The sequence below is a fragment of the Segatella copri genome (assembly GCF_009495355.1).
Lineage (GTDB): Bacteria > Bacteroidota > Bacteroidia > Bacteroidales > Bacteroidaceae > Prevotella.
In genome coordinates, this window is the sequence record NZ_VZAD01000013.1 from 138,028 (window position 1) to 162,644 (window position 24,617).

Annotated in this window: 19 protein-coding genes and 1 pseudogene; 12 read left to right on the plus strand and 8 right to left on the minus strand. The window is 45.7% G+C overall.

Annotated elements, in window-relative coordinates; genetic code table 11:
- The first annotated feature begins 141 nt into the window (after nt 1–141).
- Nucleotides 142–2,955, plus strand: a complete 2,814-nt coding sequence (locus tag F7D20_RS01415) for a TonB-dependent receptor (RefSeq protein ID WP_158462477.1) — start codon at nt 142–144, stop codon at nt 2,953–2,955.
- Nucleotides 2,956–3,285: 330 nt separating this feature from the next.
- A complete protein-coding gene (locus F7D20_RS01420; protein ID WP_158462478.1) occupies nt 3,286–4,803 on the plus strand; it encodes a hypothetical protein in 1,518 nt (505 codons plus the stop codon).
- 187 nt (nt 4,804–4,990) lie between these two features.
- Here F7D20_RS01420 and F7D20_RS01425 read toward each other — a convergent pair.
- Nucleotides 4,991–5,224 (minus strand): annotated as a pseudogene (locus F7D20_RS01425) (ATPase); the annotation flags it as partial.
- 47 nt (nt 5,225–5,271) lie between these two features.
- Here F7D20_RS01425 and F7D20_RS01430 point away from each other — a divergent pair.
- The 5 genes from F7D20_RS01430 to F7D20_RS01450 all read left to right on the plus strand — a co-directional run bounded on the left by F7D20_RS01430 (nt 5,272) and on the right by F7D20_RS01450 (nt 11,272).
- On the plus strand, nt 5,272–5,559 hold the full coding sequence (locus F7D20_RS01430; RefSeq protein ID WP_158462479.1) for a hypothetical protein: 288 nt from the start codon (nt 5,272–5,274) through the stop codon (nt 5,557–5,559).
- Between the two features lie 415 nt (nt 5,560–5,974).
- Entirely contained in the window at nt 5,975–6,304 is a 330-nt protein-coding gene (locus F7D20_RS01435) for a hypothetical protein (RefSeq protein ID WP_158462480.1), read from the plus strand.
- A gap of 176 nt (nt 6,305–6,480) precedes the next feature.
- Nucleotides 6,481–7,854 (plus strand): sigma-54-dependent transcriptional regulator, encoded by a 1,374-nt coding sequence (locus F7D20_RS01440; RefSeq protein WP_158462481.1) that lies wholly within the window; start codon nt 6,481–6,483, stop codon nt 7,852–7,854.
- Nucleotides 7,855–8,224: 370 nt separating this feature from the next.
- The gene (locus F7D20_RS01445; RefSeq protein WP_158462482.1) at nt 8,225–8,527 is read left to right on the plus strand and encodes a hypothetical protein; all 303 of its coding nucleotides are present in this window, start codon (nt 8,225–8,227) and stop codon (nt 8,525–8,527) included.
- Nucleotides 8,528–8,626: 99 nt separating this feature from the next.
- Entirely contained in the window at nt 8,627–11,272 is a 2,646-nt protein-coding gene (locus tag F7D20_RS01450; RefSeq protein WP_194253465.1) for a hybrid sensor histidine kinase/response regulator, read from the plus strand.
- A 6-nt stretch (nt 11,273–11,278) separates the two neighbouring features.
- On the opposite strand, the gene greA is transcribed toward F7D20_RS01450, so the two are convergent.
- A complete protein-coding gene (greA, locus tag F7D20_RS01455; protein WP_158462484.1) occupies nt 11,279–11,743 on the minus strand; it encodes a transcription elongation factor GreA in 465 nt (154 codons plus the stop codon).
- A gap of 391 nt (nt 11,744–12,134) precedes the next feature.
- On the opposite strand from greA, the gene F7D20_RS01460 reads away from it, so the two are divergent.
- The 4 genes from F7D20_RS01460 (at nt 12,135) to crcB (ending at nt 15,996) form a co-directional block, all read left to right on the plus strand.
- Nucleotides 12,135–12,860, plus strand: a complete 726-nt coding sequence (locus F7D20_RS01460; protein WP_228114062.1) for a M15 family metallopeptidase — start codon at nt 12,135–12,137, stop codon at nt 12,858–12,860.
- Between the two features lie 296 nt (nt 12,861–13,156).
- Entirely contained in the window at nt 13,157–14,356 is a 1,200-nt protein-coding gene (locus F7D20_RS01465) for a DUF3810 domain-containing protein (RefSeq protein ID WP_228114063.1), read from the plus strand.
- A 348-nt stretch (nt 14,357–14,704) separates the two neighbouring features.
- Entirely contained in the window at nt 14,705–15,604 is a 900-nt protein-coding gene (locus F7D20_RS01470; RefSeq protein ID WP_158462485.1) for a radical SAM/SPASM domain-containing protein, read from the plus strand.
- Nucleotides 15,605–15,618: 14 nt separating this feature from the next.
- Nucleotides 15,619–15,996 (plus strand): fluoride efflux transporter CrcB, encoded by a 378-nt coding sequence (gene crcB / locus F7D20_RS01475; RefSeq protein WP_022252712.1) that lies wholly within the window; start codon nt 15,619–15,621, stop codon nt 15,994–15,996.
- Between the two features lie 197 nt (nt 15,997–16,193).
- On the opposite strand, the gene F7D20_RS01480 is transcribed toward crcB, so the two are convergent.
- Nucleotides 16,194–16,346, minus strand: coding sequence for a hypothetical protein (locus F7D20_RS01480; RefSeq protein ID WP_158462487.1), 153 nt, complete (start codon nt 16,344–16,346; stop codon nt 16,194–16,196).
- Between the two features lie 98 nt (nt 16,347–16,444).
- Between F7D20_RS01480 and F7D20_RS01485 the strand changes: the two genes are divergently transcribed.
- Nucleotides 16,445–17,692 carry an ATP-binding protein gene (locus F7D20_RS01485; RefSeq protein WP_158462489.1) on the plus strand — a complete coding sequence of 416 codons (1,248 nt, stop codon included), beginning with the start codon at nt 16,445–16,447 and terminating at the stop codon, nt 17,690–17,692.
- 426 nt (nt 17,693–18,118) lie between these two features.
- On the opposite strand, the gene F7D20_RS01490 is transcribed toward F7D20_RS01485, so the two are convergent.
- From F7D20_RS01490 to F7D20_RS01510, 5 genes are all read right to left on the minus strand, one after another.
- Nucleotides 18,119–20,278 (minus strand): hypothetical protein, encoded by a 2,160-nt coding sequence (locus F7D20_RS01490; RefSeq protein ID WP_158462491.1) that lies wholly within the window; start codon nt 20,276–20,278, stop codon nt 18,119–18,121.
- A 100-nt stretch (nt 20,279–20,378) separates the two neighbouring features.
- Nucleotides 20,379–20,636, minus strand: coding sequence for a hypothetical protein (locus tag F7D20_RS01495; RefSeq protein WP_158462493.1), 258 nt, complete (start codon nt 20,634–20,636; stop codon nt 20,379–20,381).
- A 116-nt stretch (nt 20,637–20,752) separates the two neighbouring features.
- Complete coding sequence (locus F7D20_RS12995; RefSeq protein WP_228114064.1) at nt 20,753–21,901, minus strand: helix-turn-helix domain-containing protein; 1,149 nt, start codon at nt 21,899–21,901, stop codon at nt 20,753–20,755.
- 5 nt (nt 21,902–21,906) lie between these two features.
- Nucleotides 21,907–23,613, minus strand: coding sequence for an RNA-binding domain-containing protein (locus F7D20_RS01505; RefSeq protein ID WP_158462495.1), 1,707 nt, complete (start codon nt 23,611–23,613; stop codon nt 21,907–21,909).
- The gene (locus F7D20_RS01510) at nt 23,610–23,825 is read right to left on the minus strand and encodes a helix-turn-helix transcriptional regulator (RefSeq protein ID WP_022251786.1); all 216 of its coding nucleotides are present in this window, start codon (nt 23,823–23,825) and stop codon (nt 23,610–23,612) included. Before F7D20_RS01510 ends, F7D20_RS01505 begins: the two co-directional genes overlap by 4 nt.
- Nucleotides 23,826–24,617: the final 792 nt, after the last annotated feature.

Here is a 24,617-nt window from a genome sequence, read left to right on the forward strand (position 1 = left end):
CCACCCTGTAACAATACCATCGTATCTTTGCATCCGAAAAGAAGAGGGTTATCATAACCCAAATCCCGACAAAGAGAGAGGGAGCTGAAACAAGCAGTCCTCTCAGACAAAAGAAGATGTAACAAGAAAAAAGAAAAAGGTATGAAACTAAAAAGGGGAATCATTGCTTTGGGATTGCTTTCGGCTGTAAGCTTGCAGTCGTGGGCGCAACAACTCAAGGGAGTCGTTATCGACAAAAACTCGAAAGAGACACTCATCGGAGCCGTTATCAGCATCGAAGGAACCGATGTGAAAGCAGTAACCGACGTGAACGGAAACTTTTCGTTCAAAGGATTGAAAGATGGTACTTATACATTATATATTAAATATGTAGGGTATAAAACTCTAAAAATTGACGGGGTTCAGATGAAGGATGCAAACCTGACGATTGCTTTGCAGCCTGATGAACAGCAACTGAAAGGCGTTACCGTTACCGCAGTGGAAAGGCGTAATACGGATGCGGCAATGATACAGGTAGCCAAAAGCAGTCCCGTCATCGTGAGCAATGTTTCAGCACAAGAAATAAGTCGTACGCAAGACACCAATGCGGGTGAGGTGATACGCCGTGTGCCAGGCGTGAGCCTCATCGACGACAAGTTCGTCATGGTACGTGGACTGTCTCAGCGTTACAACAATGTTTGGGTCAACGGAGGAGCGGTGCCCAGTTCGGAGGCCGACTCAAGGGCATTCTCCTTCGACATCATCCCAAGTTCACAAATTGACAATCTTACTATCGTGAAAAGCCCAACCGCAGAATATCCTGCCGACTATTCGGGCGGTTTTATCATCGTCAACACCAAAGAGATTCCGGCAGAAAACAGTTTTTCTTTATCTGTAGGTGGAAACTGGAACACAGCTTCAGCCTTCCAGGACTTTGCTTATTCTAAAGGTTCGGCAACCGACTTCCTGGCTTTCGACAACGGGATGCGGAGCATTCACGGAGGTATCAATGCCTCCTTGGCTCCTCAGCTCGAAGCCAACGGCAGCCCGATAGACAACTATGCCACATCCCTCTTGGGCAACCACCTGAACAACGAATGGATGGTAAAGAGCAAGAAGCCCCTGGGCGACCTGAAGTTGGCAGCCAGCCTGAACCACCGATGGATGTTGGGAGGCAGAACACTCGGCATGCTTGCCGCACTGAACTACACCAATGAATATCGCACCTACGAGAAGATGGAGAACAACCTCTTTGGTATCTACGATGCTGCTAACGACAAGCCCAACTATCTGCGTCATTCTGTCGACGACCAATATAATAATAATGTCAGACTCGGAGCCATGCTCAACTTCACCCTCCTCTCCAAGAACGGCAACCACAAGTACCAGCTCAAGAACATCTTCAACCAGTTGGCTACAAGCCGATATACCTGGCGTGACGGTGTGAGCGCACAGTCGAACCTGGAGCGAAGTGCTGAGTATTACTACCGCAGTCGAACTACATATAACGGTCAGCTTACCGGCAAGCACACCTTCACCAGCGATGCCCTTGACTGGAGTATCGGGTATGCGTATGCCAACCGTCATTTGCCTGACCGTCGTAGATATCTCATCGACGATGCTCTCGAATCGGGCGTATACGCTCTGAGCACCGGAAACGACATATCTCGCGAGTGGACACAACTCGACGAGCACATTCTCTCTCTTGGCATCAACGACAAGCACCACTTCAAGTTTGGCAACTTTGAGCCAGACTTGCAGGTGGGTGCCTATGGAGAGTATCGAAGCCGCCAGTACCAGACTCGCAATTTTATCTACAACTGGAATGTTTCTGACAATAATATGCCATCCGACTTCCGCCACAGCGACATTCCTACCCTTCTTTCCAATGAGGAGAATATGGGCTACGACAAACTGTACTTGCTTGAGCAGAAGCAGATGCGCAACAACTATCGCGGACACAACACATTAGGCGCAGGATACCTTACCTTGTCTCTCCCCTTTGGGCAGTTTGGCATCCACGCTGGTGTCCGCTTTGAGCACAACGACATGGAGCTGATCTCCAATACCCGCGACTACGAGAAAAGCGAGACAAGCCGCCACTACAGAACCAGCGACTTCTTCCCTTCACTCAATACCACCTACAAGTTGAACGACCAGCATCAGATTCGTCTGTCGTATGGCCGCAGCATCAACCGACCTGAGTTCCGCGAGGTTTCATCATCAGTTTACTACGACTTCGACCTGGCAAGCAACGTGCAGGGAAATACAGAGTTGAAGAACTGCTATGTCGACAATCTCGACTTGCGCTACGAATGGTATCCATCAAGAGGCGAACTCATCTCACTGGCTGTCTTCTACAAGCACTTCGACTCGCCCGTAGAATGGACCTACACCGTGGCTGGCGGTACCGACCTCATCTATTCATACAAGAACGCCAAGAGTGCCAGCAACTACGGAATAGAGTTGGATATCCGCAAGAGTCTCGACTTCATCGGTCTTCGCAACTTCAGCTGGTCGTTCAATGGAGCCCTGATCAAGAGCAAGGTGCAGTTTGAGAAAGGAGCCAAAGAGGAGAACAGACCCATGCAGGGACAGTCGCCCTACCTCATCAACACCGGACTCTTCTATAAGAACGAGCCACTCAAGATGGACATTGCCCTGCTCTACAACCGCATCGGAAAACGAATCATCGGTGTGGGAAGAAGCGAAGGAAGCTCTGGCGATGACTCCAATGCACGAGTGCCCCACAGCTACGAGATGCCTCGCAACACCATCGACCTCTCGTTTGCCAAGAAGTTTGGCTGCCACCTGGAACTGAAACTCAACATCAGAGACCTGCTGGCAGAAAAAGTTTACTACAAGCAGTTTGCCGACGTGACCTACAGCGATGGACGAACCAAAGAGGTAGAGGAGATTACAAGATGCTACAAACCTGGCAGAAACATAGGTTTGCAGGCGATATATAAATTTTAGGAAGAAGTTTAGCAAAGGTAACAACTCAGCCCCCTATAGCCATAAGTAGTTACTTTAATACGATACAAATTGTTTTCAGTTCGTTATGATTTGTTCTGTCTCTATGATTAAATTTCCGTTCCATTGTTTGGAAATGTCTGTTCCAAGTCTTTGAACCGACATTCAAAGGCTCTGAACGTACATTCAAAGGCTTTGAACGGACATTCAAAGGCTTTGAACAGAGATTTTATAAGGCAAAGAAAACATTTATATAGTATAAGAGTAAGATTTCTGTGGTTTAAAAAGAAAATATTAGATGTTTGTTAAATAAAAAATTTAAAACAAGAAACAATGATGAACAAGATGTATTTAATGGGATGCATAGGCATTCTCGCAGCATCTGCCATGTTGAGCAGTTGCAGCAGTGACGACGAGGGTAATGGAGGCAGCACTACCGAGTACAAGTGGACTACCAATGGCGGTCTTAAGGCTTGCGACCACATTCTCTTCGAAACTGACAACAAGGAGAACGCCAACGGAACACAAATCGGAAACGGCGACCAGGAATTCGTTTTCACAGGAAAGCAGACTTTGAAGAAAGGCACTTATCTCCTCAAGGGATGGGTATATATCGCAGATGGCGCTGAGCTCACCATCGAACCGGGAACGATTATCAAGGGCGACAAGCAGAGCAAGGCAGCCCTCATCGCAGAGCGTGGCGGTAAACTCATCGCCAAAGGTACAGCAACAGAGCCTATCGTCTTCACATCAGAAGAGGCTGCTGGCAGCAGAAAACCTGGCGACTGGGGCGGCGTCATCCTCTGCGGCAAGGCTAAGAGCAACCAGACTCAGCAACAGATAGAGGGTGGTCCTCGTACACAACATGGCGGCAACGACGATGCCGACAATTCGGGAGCCTTGAGCTATGTTCGCATCGAGTTCGCAGGTTATCCTTTCCAGAAGGATAAGGAGATCAATGGTCTTACCTTAGGTTCTGTAGGTTCTGGCACACAGATTGACCACGTTCAGGTATCATACTCTAATGATGATTCCTTCGAGTGGTTTGGTGGTGCTGTGAACTGCAAGTACCTCGTTGCCTACAAGGGCTGGGATGATGACTTCGATACCGACAACGGTTTCTCAGGAAAGGTACAGTATGGTCTCTCTATCCGCGACAGCAAGATTGCCGACACCTCTCAGAGCAACGGTTTCGAGAGCGACAACTGTTCTGACGGTGCTACCGTGGATCCTCGCACTACAGCCACCTTCTCCAACATCACCTTCGTAGGTCCAAAAGTTTTGGATGACAAGTTCCAGAACACAACAAACTATATCAACGCCGGCGCATACAATCCCAACAACGGTTCTGCCCTCGGCAAGTTCCAGGCAGCCATGCAGATTCGCCGTTCTTCTAATCTCAACTGCATCAACTCTGTAGCCTTAGGCTGGCCTATCGGCTTGATTATCGACGGTGAGAAGGGTGAAACAGTTCAGAATGCCAAGGACAAGAAGTTCAAACTCCAGAATGTTTATTTCGCAGGTATGGACGCGATAGGAACCGATGCCAACAAAAAGTATGAGGATTACCTCTACGATGCAGCCAACAAGACGGATCTCGACAAGAATAAGGATTCATACAGCCACACCTTCTTCCTCTTACCCGAGTTGAACAACAAGTACTTCGACAGTTGGACCTCACTGGTAGGTGCCGACGGTTACACTCCTATCGCTGGCAGCCCTCTGCTCAGTGCAGCATCATTCTCTGGCTGGACAGGCTTTGATGTAGTAAGCTTCATCGGTGCATTCGATGGCAGCAACAACTGGCTGAACGGCTGGACCAACTTCGACCCTCAGAACGCAAGATACTAACTAATCGATTCTTTTTTGACTATAAGGTGTTCTATGTATCGGGCATGGCGCAAGCGATTTGCGCCATGCCTTTTTTGGAACTGTAACTCGAAGATGATTGTATTAACCATAGTGGCAACAAAGTTATGGATGTCCAACACAACAACTTAGTGACGGGAAAAAATAACTTGATACGATTTGAGTGAAATTAGTCGAATATTGCAGATACAGAATATAAAGGATAATTAGCAAGCCAATCCTGCTCTCTATAAGGTGACATGGATAGGCGCATACCTTTCAATCCTTGATTGCGCTCCACAAACACCCTCAGACTCTTAGCCTGCAAATTCTCCTCAGCCTTTACTTCTATCGGAATGATTCTTTCCTCATCCTGCACCAGGAAATCTATTTCACCACGTGAATTTTCTGCCGACCAATAAAAGTCGTCCTTAAAAGTGTGGAAAATCGCAAAAAGTCGTCCTTAAAAGTGTGGAAAATCACAAAAAGTCGTCCTTAAAAATGTATTTACAGCAGCCATTTCCAGACAGATCCAAACCCAAAATGAAGGGTGAAGAGAATAGTATCTCTGAGTATTATGATCTGTTCTCCAGTGACTATAGCATAGACGATTTCTTTGTGGTAAAATTCAAGTCTGTAGGAAAAGGCAGACAAATGACCAGTGCTGTTGTTCATTCCAACAGAATTGAAGGTGCCAAGGAAGATAAATCTGTAGAATTAGAAGTGAAAAAGTTTCTGATAACGTTTAATATAACCTAAATTAATTTGGGGACGCGGCGTTTTCTTCGTATCTTTGCCGCAAAATATGCGGCGTTTTTGGATAAATAATGCCGCAAGAGTATAAAAACTTCGTTATTAAGATTATTGCATGAAAAAACGACATAACAGAAAAAAACGCATGGCACAATATGCCATGTATGCATACTGTTTTTTTGCGATTCTTTCACTCGTAAACACGGTTTGTGGAAGTCTTGGTGTTGCAGTCAACATTCCATCCATCTTACTCACCATCAAACAATGGGTATTAATGCTTGCCCCCATAGCATTATGGGGAATATTCCGATTAATACAACCAAGAAACGAAAAGTTGCTGCGACGTTGCTGCGAGGTGATGGTATTTTACTATGTGTTTTCATTCGTCCTGTCAATATGTTTTAAGTTCAACCTAATACCCATGACACAAAATGGCTTGATAACCAGGACTGCAACTATCCTCACTTGGACAGAAAGCAGCATCGGCTTGCTCTCTGTCATCGCATCACTGATTGCCGGTTGCCATTTAGGAAGAAAACATAAAGGAAGCATGCAACAACTGGGCACAGCACTTATCCTGGTTTTCATCGTATGGCTGATATGTGTAAACATCCTCCCAACCACTATATTTTATCTATTGGGAATCAGTCATCCAACAGCCTTCACCTGTGTCAATATGTTCTCTGCTTTTTCCAACACACTCGTTTATATATACGCATACTATAGAATGTATCGCACTATAAACAACTGATTACGATTTAAGAAGTAGGATTTATTCAGCCTTCTATTAAGCCACAGGTTGGTCATCTGTCATGACCCCAAAAGGAAATAAGAAGTGAAAAGAATAGCAAAAATCTATAAAATATCAGTTTCTTTTGGTAGAGTCTTTAAATAGCCGTATCTTTGCACCATAAAAACAGCAACAAGATGGCAAAGATATTGATTATAGAAGACGATTTGGCATTTGGAACCATGATTCAGACATGGCTCAGAAAGAAAGGTTTCGAAGTAGAGAAAGCCACATCGGTTGGTGCTGCCTTGAGGTTGTTGCAGGAAGACAGCCAGCGCGATCTGATTCTCTCAGACCTCAGACTTCCCGACCACGACGGACTCACCATACTGAGATGGCTCCACAAACAGGGCCTTCACATTCCCTTTATCGTCATGACAAGCTATGCAGAGGTGCAGAACGCTGTACTCGCCATGAAATCGGGAGCCAACGACTATGTGGCCAAACCGTTTCATCCCGACATTCTGTTAGAGAAAATCAACGAGGCTATCAAGCAAGCCTCGTCGGCACCTGCTCCGGCAAACTCTCCTGCCACGCCGACTCAACAAGAAACACCTCAGCAAACTACCACACAGCCCGACGAAGACGAGGCACCCAAATACATAGAGGGCAAGAGCGAAGCCTCGCAACAGCTATATAGATATGTGTCACTCGTAGCCCCTACACCTATGTCGGTGCTGATACTCGGAGCAAGCGGCACAGGCAAGGAATATGTGGCGCATCGCATACACGAATTGAGCAGCCGTTCCGACAAGCCCTTCTTCGCCATTGACTGTGGAGCCATACCAAGAGATGTGGCTGCATCCGAATTCTTCGGTCATGTGAAAGGTGCCTTTACAGGAGCCGAACAAGACAAGAAGGGAGCTTTCGAAGTGGCCAACGGAGGAACACTCTTCCTCGACGAGATGGGAAACCTGAGCTATGACGTGCAGGTGCAACTGCTTCGTGCCCTGCAGGAGAGAAAGATAAGACCCGTGGGAGGAACAAAGGAAATCGATATCGATATCCGACTGGTTTGCGCCACCAACGAAAACCTGGCACAGAGAGTGGCTGAGGGACAGTTCCGCGAAGACCTCTTCCACCGCATCAACGAGTTCACCATCTATATGCCCGAACTGAAAGACCGCGGCACAGATCTCTTCCTCTTCGCCAACCTCTTCGTCAAGCATGCCAACAAGGAGTTGGGACGGCACGTGCTCGGGTTCGATGACAAGGCTTCAGAGATGATTGCCTCGTACAGCTGGCCCGGCAACCTGCGCGAACTCAACAACGTGATGAAGCGTGCCACCCTGCTGACTAAGGGAAACTATATCGGCAGGACTGAACTCCAGCAGAGCATGAGTCATCTGCAACAACCCACAGAGACACTAACTTTGCGGGATGAGCAAACCGAGTTGCAACGCATAGAAGCTGCTCTGAAAACCGCCAATGGCAACAAGAGCAAGGCTGCCCAACTGTTGGGAGTGGACAGAAAAACCCTCTACAACAAAATCAAGAAATATAATCTGTAGACCTCTGCAACTTCCTATAACACATAGCAAGGACGGACTGTAAACCCAATGGGGTTCATAGTCCGTCCTTGCTGTATGATAGCTTTTCTATCATGTCCCGACATCCTATGCCAATTCCCCATTCCACAACAGACTTCCACAACTTTTTGGGGAAATATTCCACACTCTTTCCACACTTTCCACACTTCCCCACTTTTTGGCACAACCATTCCAACCTCTGATTATCAAGAGCTTAGCAAACTTTCTTCATTTTTGGCACGCTGATTGTGATATTAGATAGTGAACTCGCAAACGAACTGAATGTTCAACAAGAGTTTCAACAGAGAATATAAACAAAAATAGAATATTAACAATTTAAAACATTACAATTATGAAGAAGTTATTTTTCGCAGTTATCGCAGCAGCATTCGTTTTCGTATCAGCAAACAACGTATTTGCAAGTAACAAAATGATCAGCACATCAGCTTACGAGCCAACTGATACAGTAGCTCCAGCCGACACTACAGAGACTACAACAGAGAAGCCTGCGGAAGCATCTTTGGTAATGTCACTCAGCGACATCGAGCCAACTGACACAGTAGCACCAGCCGAGACTCCTGCTCCAACAGAGACTCCTGCTCCTGCTGACACAACAAATACTCCAGCCGACTCAACAGCAGAACAGGCTCAGTAAACCGCTCCACCTTCAAAAAACAGTATACATGCAGCTTTTAAAATGAAAATATCTTGCCTTGTCTTCCGAAGGCAAGATATTTTTTTGTATTTTTGCACCATGATAAAAAACAATATTCCTCTCAAAGTAGCCTTAGGATATGCTGCCGTAGCCGTGGTGATGGCCCTGGCAGTAGCGCTCGTATACAGCAACACGCAGTCTATCCTGAACATCGACAAGGCTTCACGTGACTATACCCACAAGCGCAATATGGCCGACAGCCTGGTGTACAGCCTGCTCGATGTGAGCAACAACGAACGTTCCATCTATATGGAGACATCGGGAAACTGGGAGGAACTCAACCACTCCATCTCAGAAGCCAAGGTGCAGGCACTCAAACTCAAGGCTCTGGAAAAGGACTCCCTGCAGAAAGCACGCATGGACACCCTCGTCAGTCTGCTCAACCTGAAACAAGTCAACCTGAAGCAACTCCGGAGAGTGTTGATAGCCAACAATCATGAGAGCTTTCTTCACGAAAAGGTGAGCAATCTGAGCAGCGGAAAAGACTCGGTAGTGGTGCACCCCAAGACTGCACAAACCCATGAGAACAAAAGGACAACCGTTGAGGTGGTGAAGACCCGAAAAGGCTTCTTCCGCCGACTCGCCGACGCCTTCAAGAAAGGCGCCACCGACACCATAGCCATACACAATGATGTCAACCAAACTACAACCGACTCGATTTCCACACCTGTCGACATCGCAGGAGAGGTGGCACAGGTGCTGTCGCAGATAGGACAGGAAGACAAACAGAACACACAGAAGAAGGAGAAAGCAGTAAACAAAGAGGTGAGCGACCTGCAGAAAGTGAACGCCCAGCTTGCCGAACGTACTTCCCACTTGCTCAACACCATCCGCCAAAGCGAGATGCAGTCCATGCAGCAGGCTTTAGGCAAGGCCCTGAATGCCCGCCGGTCACTCCTGTGGCAGATTACCCTTATGGCTTTGCTTGCCATGACCGCCGCCGTAGTCTTGCTGTGCTACATCTTCAAAGACACCAAAAAGGAACGCATCTATCGTGAGAACTTGGAAGAGGCCAACACCGAGATTCAGCGCATCATGAACCAACGCGAAAGACTCCTTCTTACCATCACCCACGACATCAAGGCTCCCGTAGCTTCCATTTCGGGCTTCATCGACCTGATGAGAGAACATGTGAGCGACGAGAAAGGCATGAACTATATCGACAACATAGCCAGCTCTGCCAGCCATCTGTCAAGATTGGTGGCCTCGCTCCTCGACTATCACAAATTGGAGAACGGACTGCTGGAACTCCATCCCTCCAGTTTCTCGCCAGCCTCGCTCATTCAGCAATGCACCGAAGGCATGAGGATGCAGGCAGAGAAGAAGAACCTGGTGTTAAGTTCCTCTTATCAGGATAAGGCTGCCAAGCTGCAAGGATTAGCAGCCGATGCCGCAATCACCTATCAGGCAGATGCTTTCCGCATCCGTCAGGTGTTGGACAATCTCATCAGCAACGCCATCAAGTACACCGCGAAAGGAAAGGTTACTGTCACTGCCCTCGTCAAGCCAGCCCCATCGGCAGGCATCTGCCACCTTATTATAAAGGTAAAGGATACGGGCATGGGCATGACTTCCGAGGAATGCCAAAAAGTGTTCCAGGCTTTCACACGTCTCAAGGACGCACAGGGCATAGAAGGCACAGGCTTGGGACTGTCCATCACCCATGAACTCGTCACTCTCTTGGGCGGACAGATCAGTCTGCAATCAGAGAAGGGCACCGGCTCCACCTTTGCCATCACCCTTCCTATCAGGCAGAATCCTCCTTCCGTTCGGGAAGCCTCGATGGGCGAAGCTGCCGAAAAGCAGCCGGCAAGTATCAGCGCCGCGGGCACAGAACTGTCATCAGCGAACCAGCAGCCCCTTGCCAACCATAAGATTCTGATCCTCGACGACGACCGTCTGCAGCTGCAACTGCTTCAGGAGATGCTGCACCGCAAGGCCAATGACGACTGGCAGATATTTGCCTGTCAGCATGTTACCGAGGCTCTTACCATTCTGCACAACGAGCAGCCCGCCCTGATGCTGATGGATATAGAAATGCCAGAGATGAACGGAACGGAGATTATCCGCATGATCAATCACAGACACATGAAGGTGATTGCCATGACAGCCCACAACATCAGCATCAAGGAAGAACTGACGGAGGCAGGCTTCGACGACTGCCTGTTCAAGCCCTTCCGTCCTGAAGCCTTAGAGAGTTTGTTGGCTCCTGCTGCCCGAGAAGCAGCTACAGAAGAGCCTGCCGCTGAAGAAACAACTGCAGAAGATCCTGCCGCCGATGTATCTGTCCGTGAAAGGCTGTCTTCACTTTTGATCTTTGCCGGAGGCGACAAGGAAGCGGAGATGGAGATTGTGAAAACCGTGACGGCAGAAATGGAAACTTACCGGGAATCGTTGAACAAGTATCTGCCTGCTGCCGAAAAGGGGAAAAAAGCACAGGAGGAAAATACACAGGAGGCACAAGTGGAACTCAGCCAGGAGGACAAGCAGAATGTGGTAAGAATCGCCCACAAACTGCAACCCATAGCCCAGATGATGCAGGCGGAATGTCAACAGCAGCTGCAGGCTCTCTCGCCCGAGCACATCGGCGAACAGGAAGACAAAAAAATCCGAGCATACATCCAGGCCGTCTTCGACGACTTAGGAAATATGCTCGGAGAGTTGAGAAATATTCTTTCTGAGTAATCGTTCTTACAGTTCCACATTGTCTATGTGGAATTTCATCAGTCCGGCAGGCACCTTCACCATGACCTCATCGCCGGCTTTCTTGCCCAAGAGAGCCTGTGCGATGGGCGACTTGATAGAGATTTTTCCACTATGAAGGTCTGCCTCGTGAGGATTCACTATGGTGTAGGTCATGCTGCACTTATTGGCCACATTGGTAATCTTCACCTTGCTCAACAGTCCCACCTTGTCGCTTTGCAGTCGCGACTTGTCTATTACGCGGGCATTCTCCAGAATCTTCTGCTTGAAACTGATTCTGCTCAACAGCTTGCCCTGCTCTCGCTTGGCAGCATGATACTCAAAGTTCTCGCTGAGGTCGCCCTTGTCGCGTGCCTCGGCTATGGCGTCACGCACAGCAGGCAGTTCCACCTTTACCATGTGTTGAAGTTCAGCCACGAGCTCATCGTAGCCTTCCTGAGACATATATTCCATAATGTTTTTTCGTTTTGTTTTATTCTTCGGCGTGCAAAGGTACGGAGAAATCATGAAAAAGCCAAGACTTTGCCCGAGTTTTACGCAAAAAGAAAGCCGTGCATAAATATTCACAAGCATACTGCACTTAACTGCGAAAAAAAAATCGACCTGTACGGATGGAATTACACAGCACGCCCTGAACCAACGGTCACCGGCGCGTAGCGGAAAGGTAAAGGGCGTTCCAACCATACAACAGGTCGAAAATTTTGCTATACAGGATGGCAGTTTTTTTCATATTATTTGTAGGGCTTAACTTTTTTGATTATTTTTGTACCAAAATATGCCCCTTTTTAAAGTGGGCTCAATTATAAATAGAAGCAACTCATAACAAAAAAAATTCCAACCAAAGATGAAGACTATTCAAAAATACCTCCGCAGCATCTATAAGACACTCCTCCTTCTGTGCATCATGCTCTCTTCGCTGTTCTGTATGCCCTTGAAAGCACAGAACCCAGGCGAGATTGTCACAGAGCAAAGCATCAGCAAAAAGGGAGAAAAACATTACTTTTATGCCGTGCCCATTCCCGACAACATCTTCAGCATGATGAAGGGAAAAACATACAAGAAGAATTGTACTGTGCCAAGAAGCGAGCTGCGCTATCTGCGCTGCCTGCACACCGACAAGGAAGGCAGAAGCATCGTGGGAGAAATGGTGGTCAACAAAGCCATAGCTAACGATGTGCTCGACATTCTGTACAAACTCTACCGGGCAAAATATCCGATAGAACGAATGCGGCTCATCGACTATTGGAACGCAGACGACGAACGGGCCATGAGAGCCAACAACTCCTCGTGCTTTAACTTCAGGTTTATCTCGCATACCCACACCGTATCAAAGCACGGCAGAGGAATGGCTGTAGACATCAACACCCTCTACAACCCCTACCACAAAAGGCTCAAGAACGGAAAGACCGTAACAGAACCAGCCACAGCCCGTCCTTATCTCGACCGCAGTAAGAAACACGCATACATGATTCAAAGGGGCGACTTATGCTATCGCCTTTTCAAGGAAAAAGGATTCAGATGGGGTGGCGACTGGAAGCACAGCAAAGACTATCAGCACTTCGAGAAATGACAAAAATTTACCCACGTACTCTGAATCAGAAATTCAACAGCACGTGGGTAAAAGCTTCAAACAAGATGCTTAGTTGTACCAAATAGAGTTATATTCTCTACGATCATCTTCTTCGTTGTAGATGTTCTCATACTCCAGGTTCTTTGCCTCGAATGCTTCTAATGACTTTTTCATGATCCGCCCTCCTATATGTTAAAGTTAATAATCTGCTTTGTGATTGCAAATATAGAAAAAAAACAGAGTCACCTTGTCAATAATTCAGAAAAATTGTGTATTTTTGCAGCATTGTAAAATGTATGAAAATTCTCATTATCAAACCACGCATGAAACTATCAAATACTTTCAACCGACGAAGATGGCGACACAGGTTGCTCCTGTCGTTGCTCGTCCTCATTCTCGTCATTAAGTGGCACCCATACTTAGGCTACATTTACACCTTATATATATACAGCACCATCGGGAGAATACTATCTTCCTTTTCGGGCATCTTCCCGTTTGCCATAGGCGACATCTTCATCGCCCTCAGCATCGCATGGGTCATTCTTTATCCTCTCTACGAGATTGTCCTTCGCAAACGACTTGCCCGCCGTTATGCCTTCCTGGCAGCTAAAGGGAACTGTTATCCCAAGACAAAGACGGTGTGGGGAAGAGTGGCAGAATATCTGCTGTGGATCTACGTATGGTTCTACATGGCCTGGGGACTCAACTACTCGCAGCCCAACATCTATCAGCGCACAGGCATGAAACCAGCAGAAGTAGATAAGGATAAGCTACGCGAGTTTGCCTATCGCTACGCTGACAGCCTCAACTTATTGAGTGAAGAACAAAGAGTGAAGAGTGAAGAACAGGAAAGTGAAGAGTGGAAACGAAGAGTGAGTGATGCGATTCTGAATGTATATGAGAAGATGGGACGCAAAGAAGGCATCAATGCTCCCTTCAATCCTCATCCCCATGTCAAGACGATGGTGTTCACACCCATCAGTTCGATGGTTGGTGTAACAGGTAGCATGGCACCCTTCTTCTGCGAGTTTACCCTCAACGGCGAAATCCGCCCCCACGACTATCCCGCCATCTATGCGCACGAATATGCACATTTCTTAGGAATAGCCCATGAGGGCGAAGCCAACTTCTACAGCTACTTGGCATGCACATCGTCGACAGACAAGGCTGTGAAGTTTAGTGGTTATTACCACTTTCTTCCACATGTTCTCAAAAGTGTCTTCGACCTATTAGGAGAAAAGGAGGGCGAACAATTGATAAACTATATTCGCCCAGAGATCATAAAGCTGGCCAAGAACGACCGCCACTACTGGCTCTGCAAGCGAAGCAAAGCTCTCAGTAGTATGCAGGACTATGTCTTCGACCTTTATCTCAAGGTCAACCACGTATCAGAAGGTAGGAAAAGCTACTCGGATATCGTCGCCCTGATAATGGCAAGGGAAACCGTCGCCCTGATAATGGCATGCGAAACCACCAGTCGGCGTATGTGCCAATAGACTGCCTCCTGATATTTGGTCATCAGCATGCGAAATCCTTTCTCTGGATTTACCTGTAGCTTTTCTATTAACTCTTTATCGTCTATATTCATAGATATGTCATTTCTTACCTGTTACATCTATTAGACCTCTTCTGAGAAGAAAAGTAAAAAACAGCCTCTACTTTTTTTCCTAATCTATGATTATTGGAACTTTCGCTGGGGCAGAAGTTTTCGTTCAGGGTTTTATCGCTCCCATAGGTTGCTAAAGTTATAGCGAAAAGCATTTTTTTGTCTTTTTGCATGGACAAGAGGCTGATGATTGCTGATTTTTTGTTACTTTTGCACTACGTTACACAACCAACAAAGTATGATAGACCGCTGTTACATAGAAATTATCAATACGTGCAACCTGAATTGCCACTTCTGTCCGAAGCACAACAGAACGAAGAGACAGCTCACGGCAGAAGAGTTCGACTTGCTAACCAGTAAGTTGAAAGGCAAGGTTTGTTTCCTCTACTTCCATCTCATGGGAGAGCCCCTGCTCCACCCTCTGCTGCCACAATTCATCACTCTGGCAAGAGAGCGTGGTTTCAAAACCGTGCTTACCTCCAATGGCACCCTCCTGCATCGGGCCATGGAACTCTTAGACACGCTGCCTCATAAGATTCAGCTCTCTGTTCACTCGCACGAGAGCAATGCACGCGGCAGGCTGTCCGACTATATGGACGAGGTGATGCGCTTCTCCACTCAGGCAGCAGCCAAAGGCACCTGTATGGTGTTGCGCCTATGGAACCAAGGAGGCATGGACCAAGAGAACGAGGAGGTGATGAGCCTCATCGAGAAGTACGTGCCTAAGCCCTGGAAAGAGCGTCCCGACGGATTCCGCCTCAGCGACAATCTCTACTTGGAGTTTGACAGAAAGTTCGAGTGGCCCAACTTCGACAACAAAGAAGAAGGACAGGAAACAGGCAACAGCGAGGAAGACAAGAGTAACATCAAGGGAAGAGAGGTTTTCTGCAAGGCTCTGATCAAACAGATAGGTGTGCTGGCAGACGGAAGCCTCGTGCCCTGCTGCCTCGACCATAACGGCGATGTCGTGCTGGGCAACCTCTTCGACCAGCCGCTCGAGGAGATTCTCTCCTCGCCAAGAGCCCAGGCCATGATAGAAGGTTTCAAGCACCATTATGCCTCAGAAAGTCTTTGCCGCGACTGCGAGTCGGCACTGGCACGAAACAGTTTCCGAGGCAAAGCAAGAAAACAGATATAAGACAAGAAACAGACATGAAAGAAGTATTAATCGTAAGCATAGGCAGCTTCTTTGGAGGCGGCCTGAGATATTGGATTTCCAAGATGGTGCAGTCGTGCAGCCTCATAGCTTTCCCCTTCGGCACCATGACAGTAAACGTGTTGGGCTGCTTCATCATCGGATTTCTCTCCGGCATTTCGTGGAATGGCGGCGGATGGATGAATCCCTCCACCAAGTTGCTGCTCACCACAGGCTTCTGCGGTGGCTTCACCACCTTCTCCACCTTCATGAACGAAGGTTCATCGCTGATGAAGGATGAGCAATATCTCTACATGATGCTCTATCTCTTCGGCAGCCTCATCCTTGGCCTCATCGCCGTGATGGCTGGACATCAGTTGGCAAAGTTTTTCTGAAAAAATGATTCTCTGCTTAATTTTTCCCCTACATTTGTCTTATAACTCAGTACCCCTATTGAAAACTTTGAATAGAAAAGGCTCGAAATATGAAAGCGGCTTCGTAAGCAGTTGAAGCCTATTGCATTATTCTGATAGAAACTATAAAAATATAGTTGACCACTTTAAGCTTTATTAATAATACACGTTGACTCACATTAACGTAACAACTCATGACAATATGGGTGGACTGAGTAGTTACAACTATTATAGTCGATGTAGCGAATGGTGACGATGAAAGAATGGTGAATGCGCTTGCACTTATCATCGTGGCATATAGCCCCTTGTCGTTTTTTATTCATTCTATCCATCGTATTGAATAAAATCAGCACTTTTTTATTCAATACGATGGATAGAATGAATATTTTTTGTATCTTTGTCTCGGTTTAATCAATTCATCTGAAGAGAAATGAGAACAATTATCAGTAACCAGAAAAAGGAACGGGATATTCTGCTTTCCCGTCCTTACCTTACACGTCATACCAAATATGATGAGGATGAACTGTTGGCAAGCAAGCAAATCAAGTTGATAACGGGTCCCAGAAGAACTGGCAAATCGACAGAGGCTTTGCTGATGCTGAAAGGCAGGAACTTTGCCTATCTGAATTTTGATGACGGCAAACTCCTGAGTGCATGGGACGATGATTTGGTTTGGGAAACATTACATGCCGTTTATCCCGACTTCGAGTATCTTCTGCTTGATGAGGTTCAAAATCTGGATGGTTGGCATTTATGGGTTTCCAAACTTTACCGCATGGGAATCAACATGGTTATTACGGGAAGCAACGCCAAATTGCTGAGTAGCGAAATGGCAACATTGCTCACAGGCAGATATATCCAAATAGAGATGCTACCTTTCAGTCTTTCTGAATTCTTTATCTGGAACCACAGAAATCTTTCGGAAGTATCAGAGATGAAAGACAGCGCATCAGACCTCTCGCTTATTGCAGACTATCTGCACCATGGTGGCTATCCAGAGACTGTAGCAGCAAGAAGCCTGACCCAAAACTATCTCTCCACACTCTTTGATTCCATCATTTGGAAAGACATTGCCAAGCGTCATAAAGTACGCAATGTAGAGGATTTGAACAACCTGGCCATGTATCTGGTTTCTAACTTCTGCAATCCATTCAGTGCCAACGAACTGGCAGAAACGCTGGGATTTTCAAGCGTAGCAACCACCAAGAAGTTTATGGGATATTTAAGTGAGCCCTATCTCTTGTATTATCTGCCACGTTACAACAACAAGTTGAAAGTAATGAAGAAAGCTCCACAAAAAGTATATGTGGTTGACAATGGTTTTGTAGAAGCCAAGGCTTTTAGTGTGAGTGAGAACTTAGGCAGGTTATTGGAGAATCAGGTTTTTATAGAGTTGATTCGTAGGGGGTATCATGCAGAAACATCACTTTTCTATTATCGCTCCCGTAATGACAAGGAGACTGATTTTGTTACAAGGCAGGGTGCTCATGTAGAAAGTCTTATACAAGTATGTTATGACCTCTCATCCGAACGAACGCTCAAGCGGGAAGTAGATAGCATCATTGAATGTGCGGGGGAACTCAAATGCTCCAATCTGATCATTGTCACGATGAATGAGGAAAGAATAATTGAGAAAAATGGTTATAAGGTCAAGATTTTGCCTATATATAAGTTTTAATGAGCTGCAACACTGTGGATACCGATTTGCTAACAAGGATTTTCTACCGATATGTTCTTAGTTCTTCTATCGGATAGCCACGCTTTTTTCTCCTAAAACACTTGCGAAACTTGAATCTTATAATATTTAAATAGGAGAAAAATTGGGCGAAGAAGCCCTTTTCTCCTCAAAAAACTATATATTTGCAAACAATTAAAACAATATCGCAAATGATATGAGAACAGAGGAGTCTGCATCCCGAGAAGCAGTTCCTGATAACACCCATCGGTTGCGGCATTGCCGGCTTTGACTCATAGGACATCGCCCCACTGTTCAAGGAGGCAAAGGAGATAAAGAACATCACCTCCCCGAGAGTTTCTGGGAGGTGATGGAGTAAATGTCAAAAAGTACATATCGATGTAGCGAATGTTTCGCAAGTTGAGTCAATTATTTCACGTACTTCTTTCCATCCTTGATATAGATGCCGCTTTCTGGCTCCTGACTCAACTTGCGACCTTGCAAGTCGTAGATGCCATGCAGAATATGTTCCTCTGCGGTATTCACATTCTCTATGCCAGTAGCATAACCTTCACCCATCACATAAATAGGCATAGTCTTAGCGTCGGAAGACAAAGGTTCATCTGCACCTCCGAAAGGATTCTCGCGTATAGTTACATTCATGTACCAACTTTGTGGCGCAGGCACATCATCGTCAGTTCGCAAGACCAGTCCACCATCTTTTATGATGTAATTGATAGCATCCTCCGAGTTAGACGCAAGGTTTTTATTGGCTTGATAAACACCATTAAAAACATATTTTCTTGTCATACTCATACAGTCGATAAATTTTTCCTTCGCTGCAGAAAACATGACATCTGCCAACTCGATGGTCTTTTCTCCATCACTCTCACACATGATCAAGCTTGGATAGTTTGCTTTCGAGAAACCAGACTTCAACTTCTTTACGTTCAGTCGTGTAACAGTCTTATTGACCACTTCGATGTCCACTGGGGTTGCCACGTTTAAACCATTGCTTGTCAACTGTTCAAGACTCATCCTAAATGGCACATAGAGCGATTGCCACTTGTAGGCATCGAATGTACGAATGTACTTGAAGTCAGCCACCTCTATATCTACTGGGCTATTATAAGCCTCGCCATCTGTGAGCGTCACTGCCTCAGCAGTGTACTTACCATCAGCGTAGGTCAGTTTCAGGTTGTTGCCAAGAATGCCACAGAAGTGCTGAATGTATTTTACACTTTCTTCTGGAGAGTTACATTCTACGCATACACCCCCATAGAGTCCATTGGCATCTGCTACAGTTGCCATCTGATAGTTGTGAGACAACTGGTCGCCATTCGGATTGTTTGCATATTCACCAATTTGGGTTGTCCCGTCGCAAGAGATGAGGGGTGCTTGATATACAGTATTGTCGCCAGTGGATTTCAAGACTGGGTAAGCGTCAGCATTGTCGCCCAACTTCTGATACCATACCAAGGTGCTTCCTTCGGTAGGAACAGATGTGGAACCGTTAAGAAGCCATGCCACCTCGCCACTTTTAAACTGCTCTATGGACTTTCCCTCTGCCTTGCCACTCACATCTTTTCCGTTTATACCGCCTGTGGCTGTGTCACTAAGATAATAGCAATTTGTTAATGTACCATCATAGTAATAGTCATATCCGCACACGCCGCCGACGTGACTTTGTCCGCTGACAGTGCCTTCATTAAAGCAATTTGTTGTTGTAACACCACAGCCATTTCCGCACACGCCGCCGACAAAATTTTGTCCGCTGACAGTGCCTTCATTAAAGCAATTTGTTGTTGTACCAACCGAGTTAAAGCCGCACACGCCGCCGACAGATTCTTGTCCGCTTACAGAAGCTGTGTTATAGCAGCTTTTGATTGTGCCATTGTTATAGCCGCTCACGCCGCCGACTTGTTGAGCATTATCACCTGTTCCGCTGACAGTGCCTTCATTAAAGCTGTTTTCTATTATTCCGCCTTTTTCATTTAATCCGCACACGCCGCCTATTGTTGAAAATCCTCTAACAGAACCTGTATTTTTGCAATCTCTGACAGTGCCATAATTCACTCCGCATACACCTCCCCCAAGCGCACTGAACTGAAAATATGAATCCAAAACTCCTACGTTGGAAATCTTGCCGTTGGCTCCTATGCAGCCAAACAAGCCAACATAAGATGAGTGAGGATTATTGAAATACAATCCGCTGATGGTGTATCCCTGGCCATCAAAGGTGCCAGTATATGGAGACCAACGAGCACCAATAGGTTCCCATTCTGTAAGGTCGCTTTTGCTTACCAGATTTTTATTTGCGTCAAGAACGCCTGTGTTCACGGTAATGTTTGCCGTGAGGATTGCATTGGCAGATAAATTCTTCCCCCCGTCTGGAAGCGTACCATTCACCAGACCTGCAAACCAATAAAGTTCTTCAGCAGTACCAATTTGATATGGTTCTGTTTTGCCATCACCATTCGGTTTGGTTGGAGTAATACTTTTCGCCAACATCATGGTTGGCATAATCATGGTTGTCACGAACAAGAGCATCGTGAAAAACCATCTCAATCTTACAAAATTCTTTTTCATATTTTTTGTTTTTGAATTAATAATTTATTGTAAAAATAAATACTTTTGTGCATTCTGCCAAATCTTGCCACTATGCAGCGGCATTATCCACCGAAGACACCTATTCTCTCATTGCCATTATATATACTGTAAATCCCAGGATGATGACGAAAGTCAGTCCGAGAAACAGATAGATATAGAATCTTTCTCTCTTGATGAAATCACAGAAGCTGTAGCGAGCCTTGTAGTTCTCATCAAGATATATCCTGTAGTCTTGAACCATGGCATAGCTCATGACTATGGCGAACAACAGAAGAAACAATGCCACAATGAAAATAGCCTGTTCCTCTTTCGTGAGAGTCTCTATCATATTTCCCATGGCGCAAAAATAGTGTTTTTCTTCGGAAAAAGGTGTCCACTTCCCCCACTTAGGTGTCTACTTCCTACAAAATAGGTGTCTACTTGGTGGGGGAAGTAGACACCTAAGGCGTGATTTTATTGTATTTTCGCTCTCCAGACAGTTGGGGAGCAACCTTCTTTCTCTTTGAATATGCGATAGAGATAGGAGCGTGAAGAGAAGCCACATTCGGCAGAAATGATGTCGTTGTTGTAGTCGGGATAGTCGAGCATCATCTTCTTTGCCGCCTCGAAACATACCTCGGCAAGCCAGATGCGGAAGGTGGAATTAAGGCATGATGTGAAGTAGCGTGATAACTCGTTCTTAGAAATGTTCAGCGAGCGTGACAGGGTGAACATGTTTACTGTGGTGTCTTTATAGCCCAACTCTTCGCACCACTTGTCGAGCTTCTCCTTGATGGCTGCCTGACGCTCCTGAGAAAACGATGGCAATGTTTCTTTACTATCGGCAGACTCTGCATCCTGCCCATCGGAGCTTTCTGTTATTTCATCTGCGAGGGCTGCGCTTTCTTCTTCCTCCTTGTCCAAGAGTTCCTCGGTAGGAACGTAATTGTAGCCCATAGCCACGAAACTCAGGTTGAAGAAAAGGATAGAGAGCAAAGCCAACGGACCTATTATATATAATAAGGTGGTGGAGAGGATGGCGAAAGGCATGGTAAGGGTAGAGAAGAACAGGGCGAAAATGCTGGCTCGGGCATATCGCACATAGGGCAGCATGTCGTCACCAGTCATCAGCTCCAACATTTTCTTGCGTTTCCGCATCTCAATCATAATCATATAGATGCAATACGCTACGTTTGCACCGAACAATACGAGCATCGCATAGAGCCAATTGCCGATGTTAAGACTTCCGCTATTGCTGTAACCTATGCAGAAAACTGCTATGATGGCGGCATAAATGCAAGTGCATACGATGTTCATCTTTCGGCGGTTGGCATGGGTCGCCTCAATGTTGTATATGCCCATGGAGATAGTGGTGAAGCATGGGGTATAGACCAAGATATTGAAGACAGCTCCCAAGTCATCGCTTTTCGCACGAAAACCCAAGAGCATCTGCAAGAGATATTGTATGGCAAGTCCCGTCATACCTGCAAGTATCAGCCAGCGTGACCACTCATAGCGTCGGTTGACCCACTTCATGTGCAGGTGGGTGATGCCGAGGATTAGGGCATTGATGAGCATGAAGATGAAACATGCAAACTGGAGGAAATATAAAAAGTCCATCATTCTTACTATTTTGTTGTTACTTTCTTGTATTTTTGATTGCTTGCCGTAGGATTTTCTGGGTTGGTCATCTGCAAATATCCTGCTGCAACAAGGGAGGTGATGTAACGCTCTCGGTTCTTGGAATGCATGCTGACTCCAATTCTGTCAAGTATCTCTTTGGTGGTTCGAGGAACAGAACAGAAATTGACTATGTCCCTTTGCTTGTTAGACAATGACACTTTTGGAGTGTCAGAGTGTCTAAGTCGAGTGTCTAAGTCGTTCTCAGAAGTGTCTAAGTCGGTACCAGAGTGTCTAAGTCGAGTGTCTAAGTCGTTCTCAGAAGTGTCTAAGTCGGTGCCAGAGTGTCTAAGTCGAGTGTCATGGTCGGTGTCAGAGTGTCTAAGTCCAGTGTTATGGTCTTCGACTTGGTTACTTTTTTCCTCGACTTGGTTACTTTTTTGTTCGACTTGGTTACCGACTTGGTTACTTTCCCCCTCGACTTGGTTACCTTCTCCTCTCCAAACCGTGATGACAAATTCCTGTGCCTTGTCATTATTCATAAATGTGACATTAACATCTTCATCAAGAGCACGAGTGATACCGCTACCCACACCAGTGTATGGCAGCAAGTATATAGCATTGTTAAAAAGGAACATATTGCGAGGCATAGAGGTTCCTGCCTTGATGTCATCAATAGTGAGTCCGTTAGGCAATGCACCAGGACTGTGAATCTCAACACGATTGTCGAAAATGAAAATGCGAACAGGGGCTTTCATGTTCAACGAGCGATGTACAAGGCTGTTTACCGTGAACTCAACCAAGCTTGTGTAAGGTATTTCCAACTTTCCCATGCTGTTGAATTCAGCTCCCACCTGCACATTATGCAGATTACGAGTGAAGAAATCCATGATAGTGTCATACTGGTGAAGCAGATTTCCCTCCATATCTGCATCATTCACCTTGTCACGAAAAACCTTGCTGCCGACGCTATTGCCTGCAAAACAGATACACTTGGCTGTCATCATTGGCAACCAACGTTGGGTGTATTTGCCAAACAGAAGCATGGCAGCAACGGTCAGTGAACCATCAGGACGGATAAATCGCAGATTGCGAAGTATCTTCTCACAGTCATGCCCCTTAGCTATGGCAGAGCATATCATATCAAGTGATGCTTCATTAAAAGCGTCACCTGTCAAGCCTTTCTTTTCCAACACTCTATCAAAACGGTTGCTAAGAAACTGCTTGATGGTCGCTGCATCAAGGTCGTTGACAGTTGCATCCCTAACACCAGCCTCGTCTGGTGCAAAACTACCGCAGTCGGTCATCATTTCTGCAAGTTCAGCATTATCGAACACTTTACGCTTGTCGGCACCATTCTTCACCCATACGATTCCCTTGTTGTCATGATAAGGCTTGTTGAGTCCTTCCTTCACAATAGCAACAACCAAGTTGCCATCCTCAACTTCAACAGTATGTATCTTTATCAGAATGGATGGCACTACGTTTTCTGAAGCAATGTCACTCAACAAGTTGGTTGTTTCTTGTACCTCAGAATACGACAAGGCATTGGTTTCTCCGGTCTTATCCTTTATGCCAACTACCAACTTGCCACCATGTGAATTACTGAACGCCACTAACTCACAGGCAATATCATATTTGTCGAGAATGCGTTCCTTGAACTGCACCCCCGACACCTCGCCTGCCTTTATCTGTTTCGATATATCGTCCGTCATTCTTTGATACATTCTTTATTCAACAAATCGTTTACATCCACTTTCAGCAAATCAGAAATCCGTATTAAGGTTTCCAAGTCTGGTTGGCAAGTATTGGTGCACCATTTAGAAATGGTTGCTTGGTCTTTACCCAACATTTCTGCCAACCACTTGTTTGAGCGCTTGGTTACTGCCAACATTATCTTCAATCTGTTTACATCTTTCTTTGCCATACATTATTATATAATAGGTGAATACGCTTGCAAAAGTACGAGAATAATTTCAGAAAAAGGAAAAATATTCTCAAAATGTTTACGGAACATACAAACAGTTGAGCATTTCGCAATATTATTCCTTTCATTGATAATCATAAAATACGAGCGAAAAAGGTTTTTTGGAGCTTTTTGAGTTACCACTAACACAGAGATAACATAAATATCATTTCATAGCCCCGAACAATCAAAAGACAAAATCGGAAAATAATTGCTTGCGCATAAATGTATTTTTCTGGAAAATGTATCATAGTATCATTATTTAGTACGATATCCTTATAAACATCTGATATACTGTACAATACAAGAATGATACTTTTTCGTTTATTTTACAAGAAGTATCATAGAAGTATCATAAATCACAAGAAACATCATTAAATTCGGCTTTGAGTCGATTTAAAAGACTAAAAAAGAAGTGTCTTCTATTCCAGTTTTGAGCCCACTTGAAAAAGTCAATTTTACGAAAACCTACTCTTGATTATCAATAAGTTGCAAAGACAAAAAATACGTTTTTCGACTTTTTCAAGTGGACTCTTGACTGAAGTTTCTGTAATACGTAACTTTGCACCACCAAAATTTCGTAAGTTTTGCCCCACACGCTTGAAGGGGCAGAAGCTCTTAGCCCAGGGCAACGGGTACAATCAGCACGCCCTGAAGGGGCAGAAGCTCTTAGCCCAGGGCAACGGGTACAATCAGCACGCCCTGTTTTACTCTAATTGAGCAAGCTTTGAGCGTATTTTTTAACGTTAATTA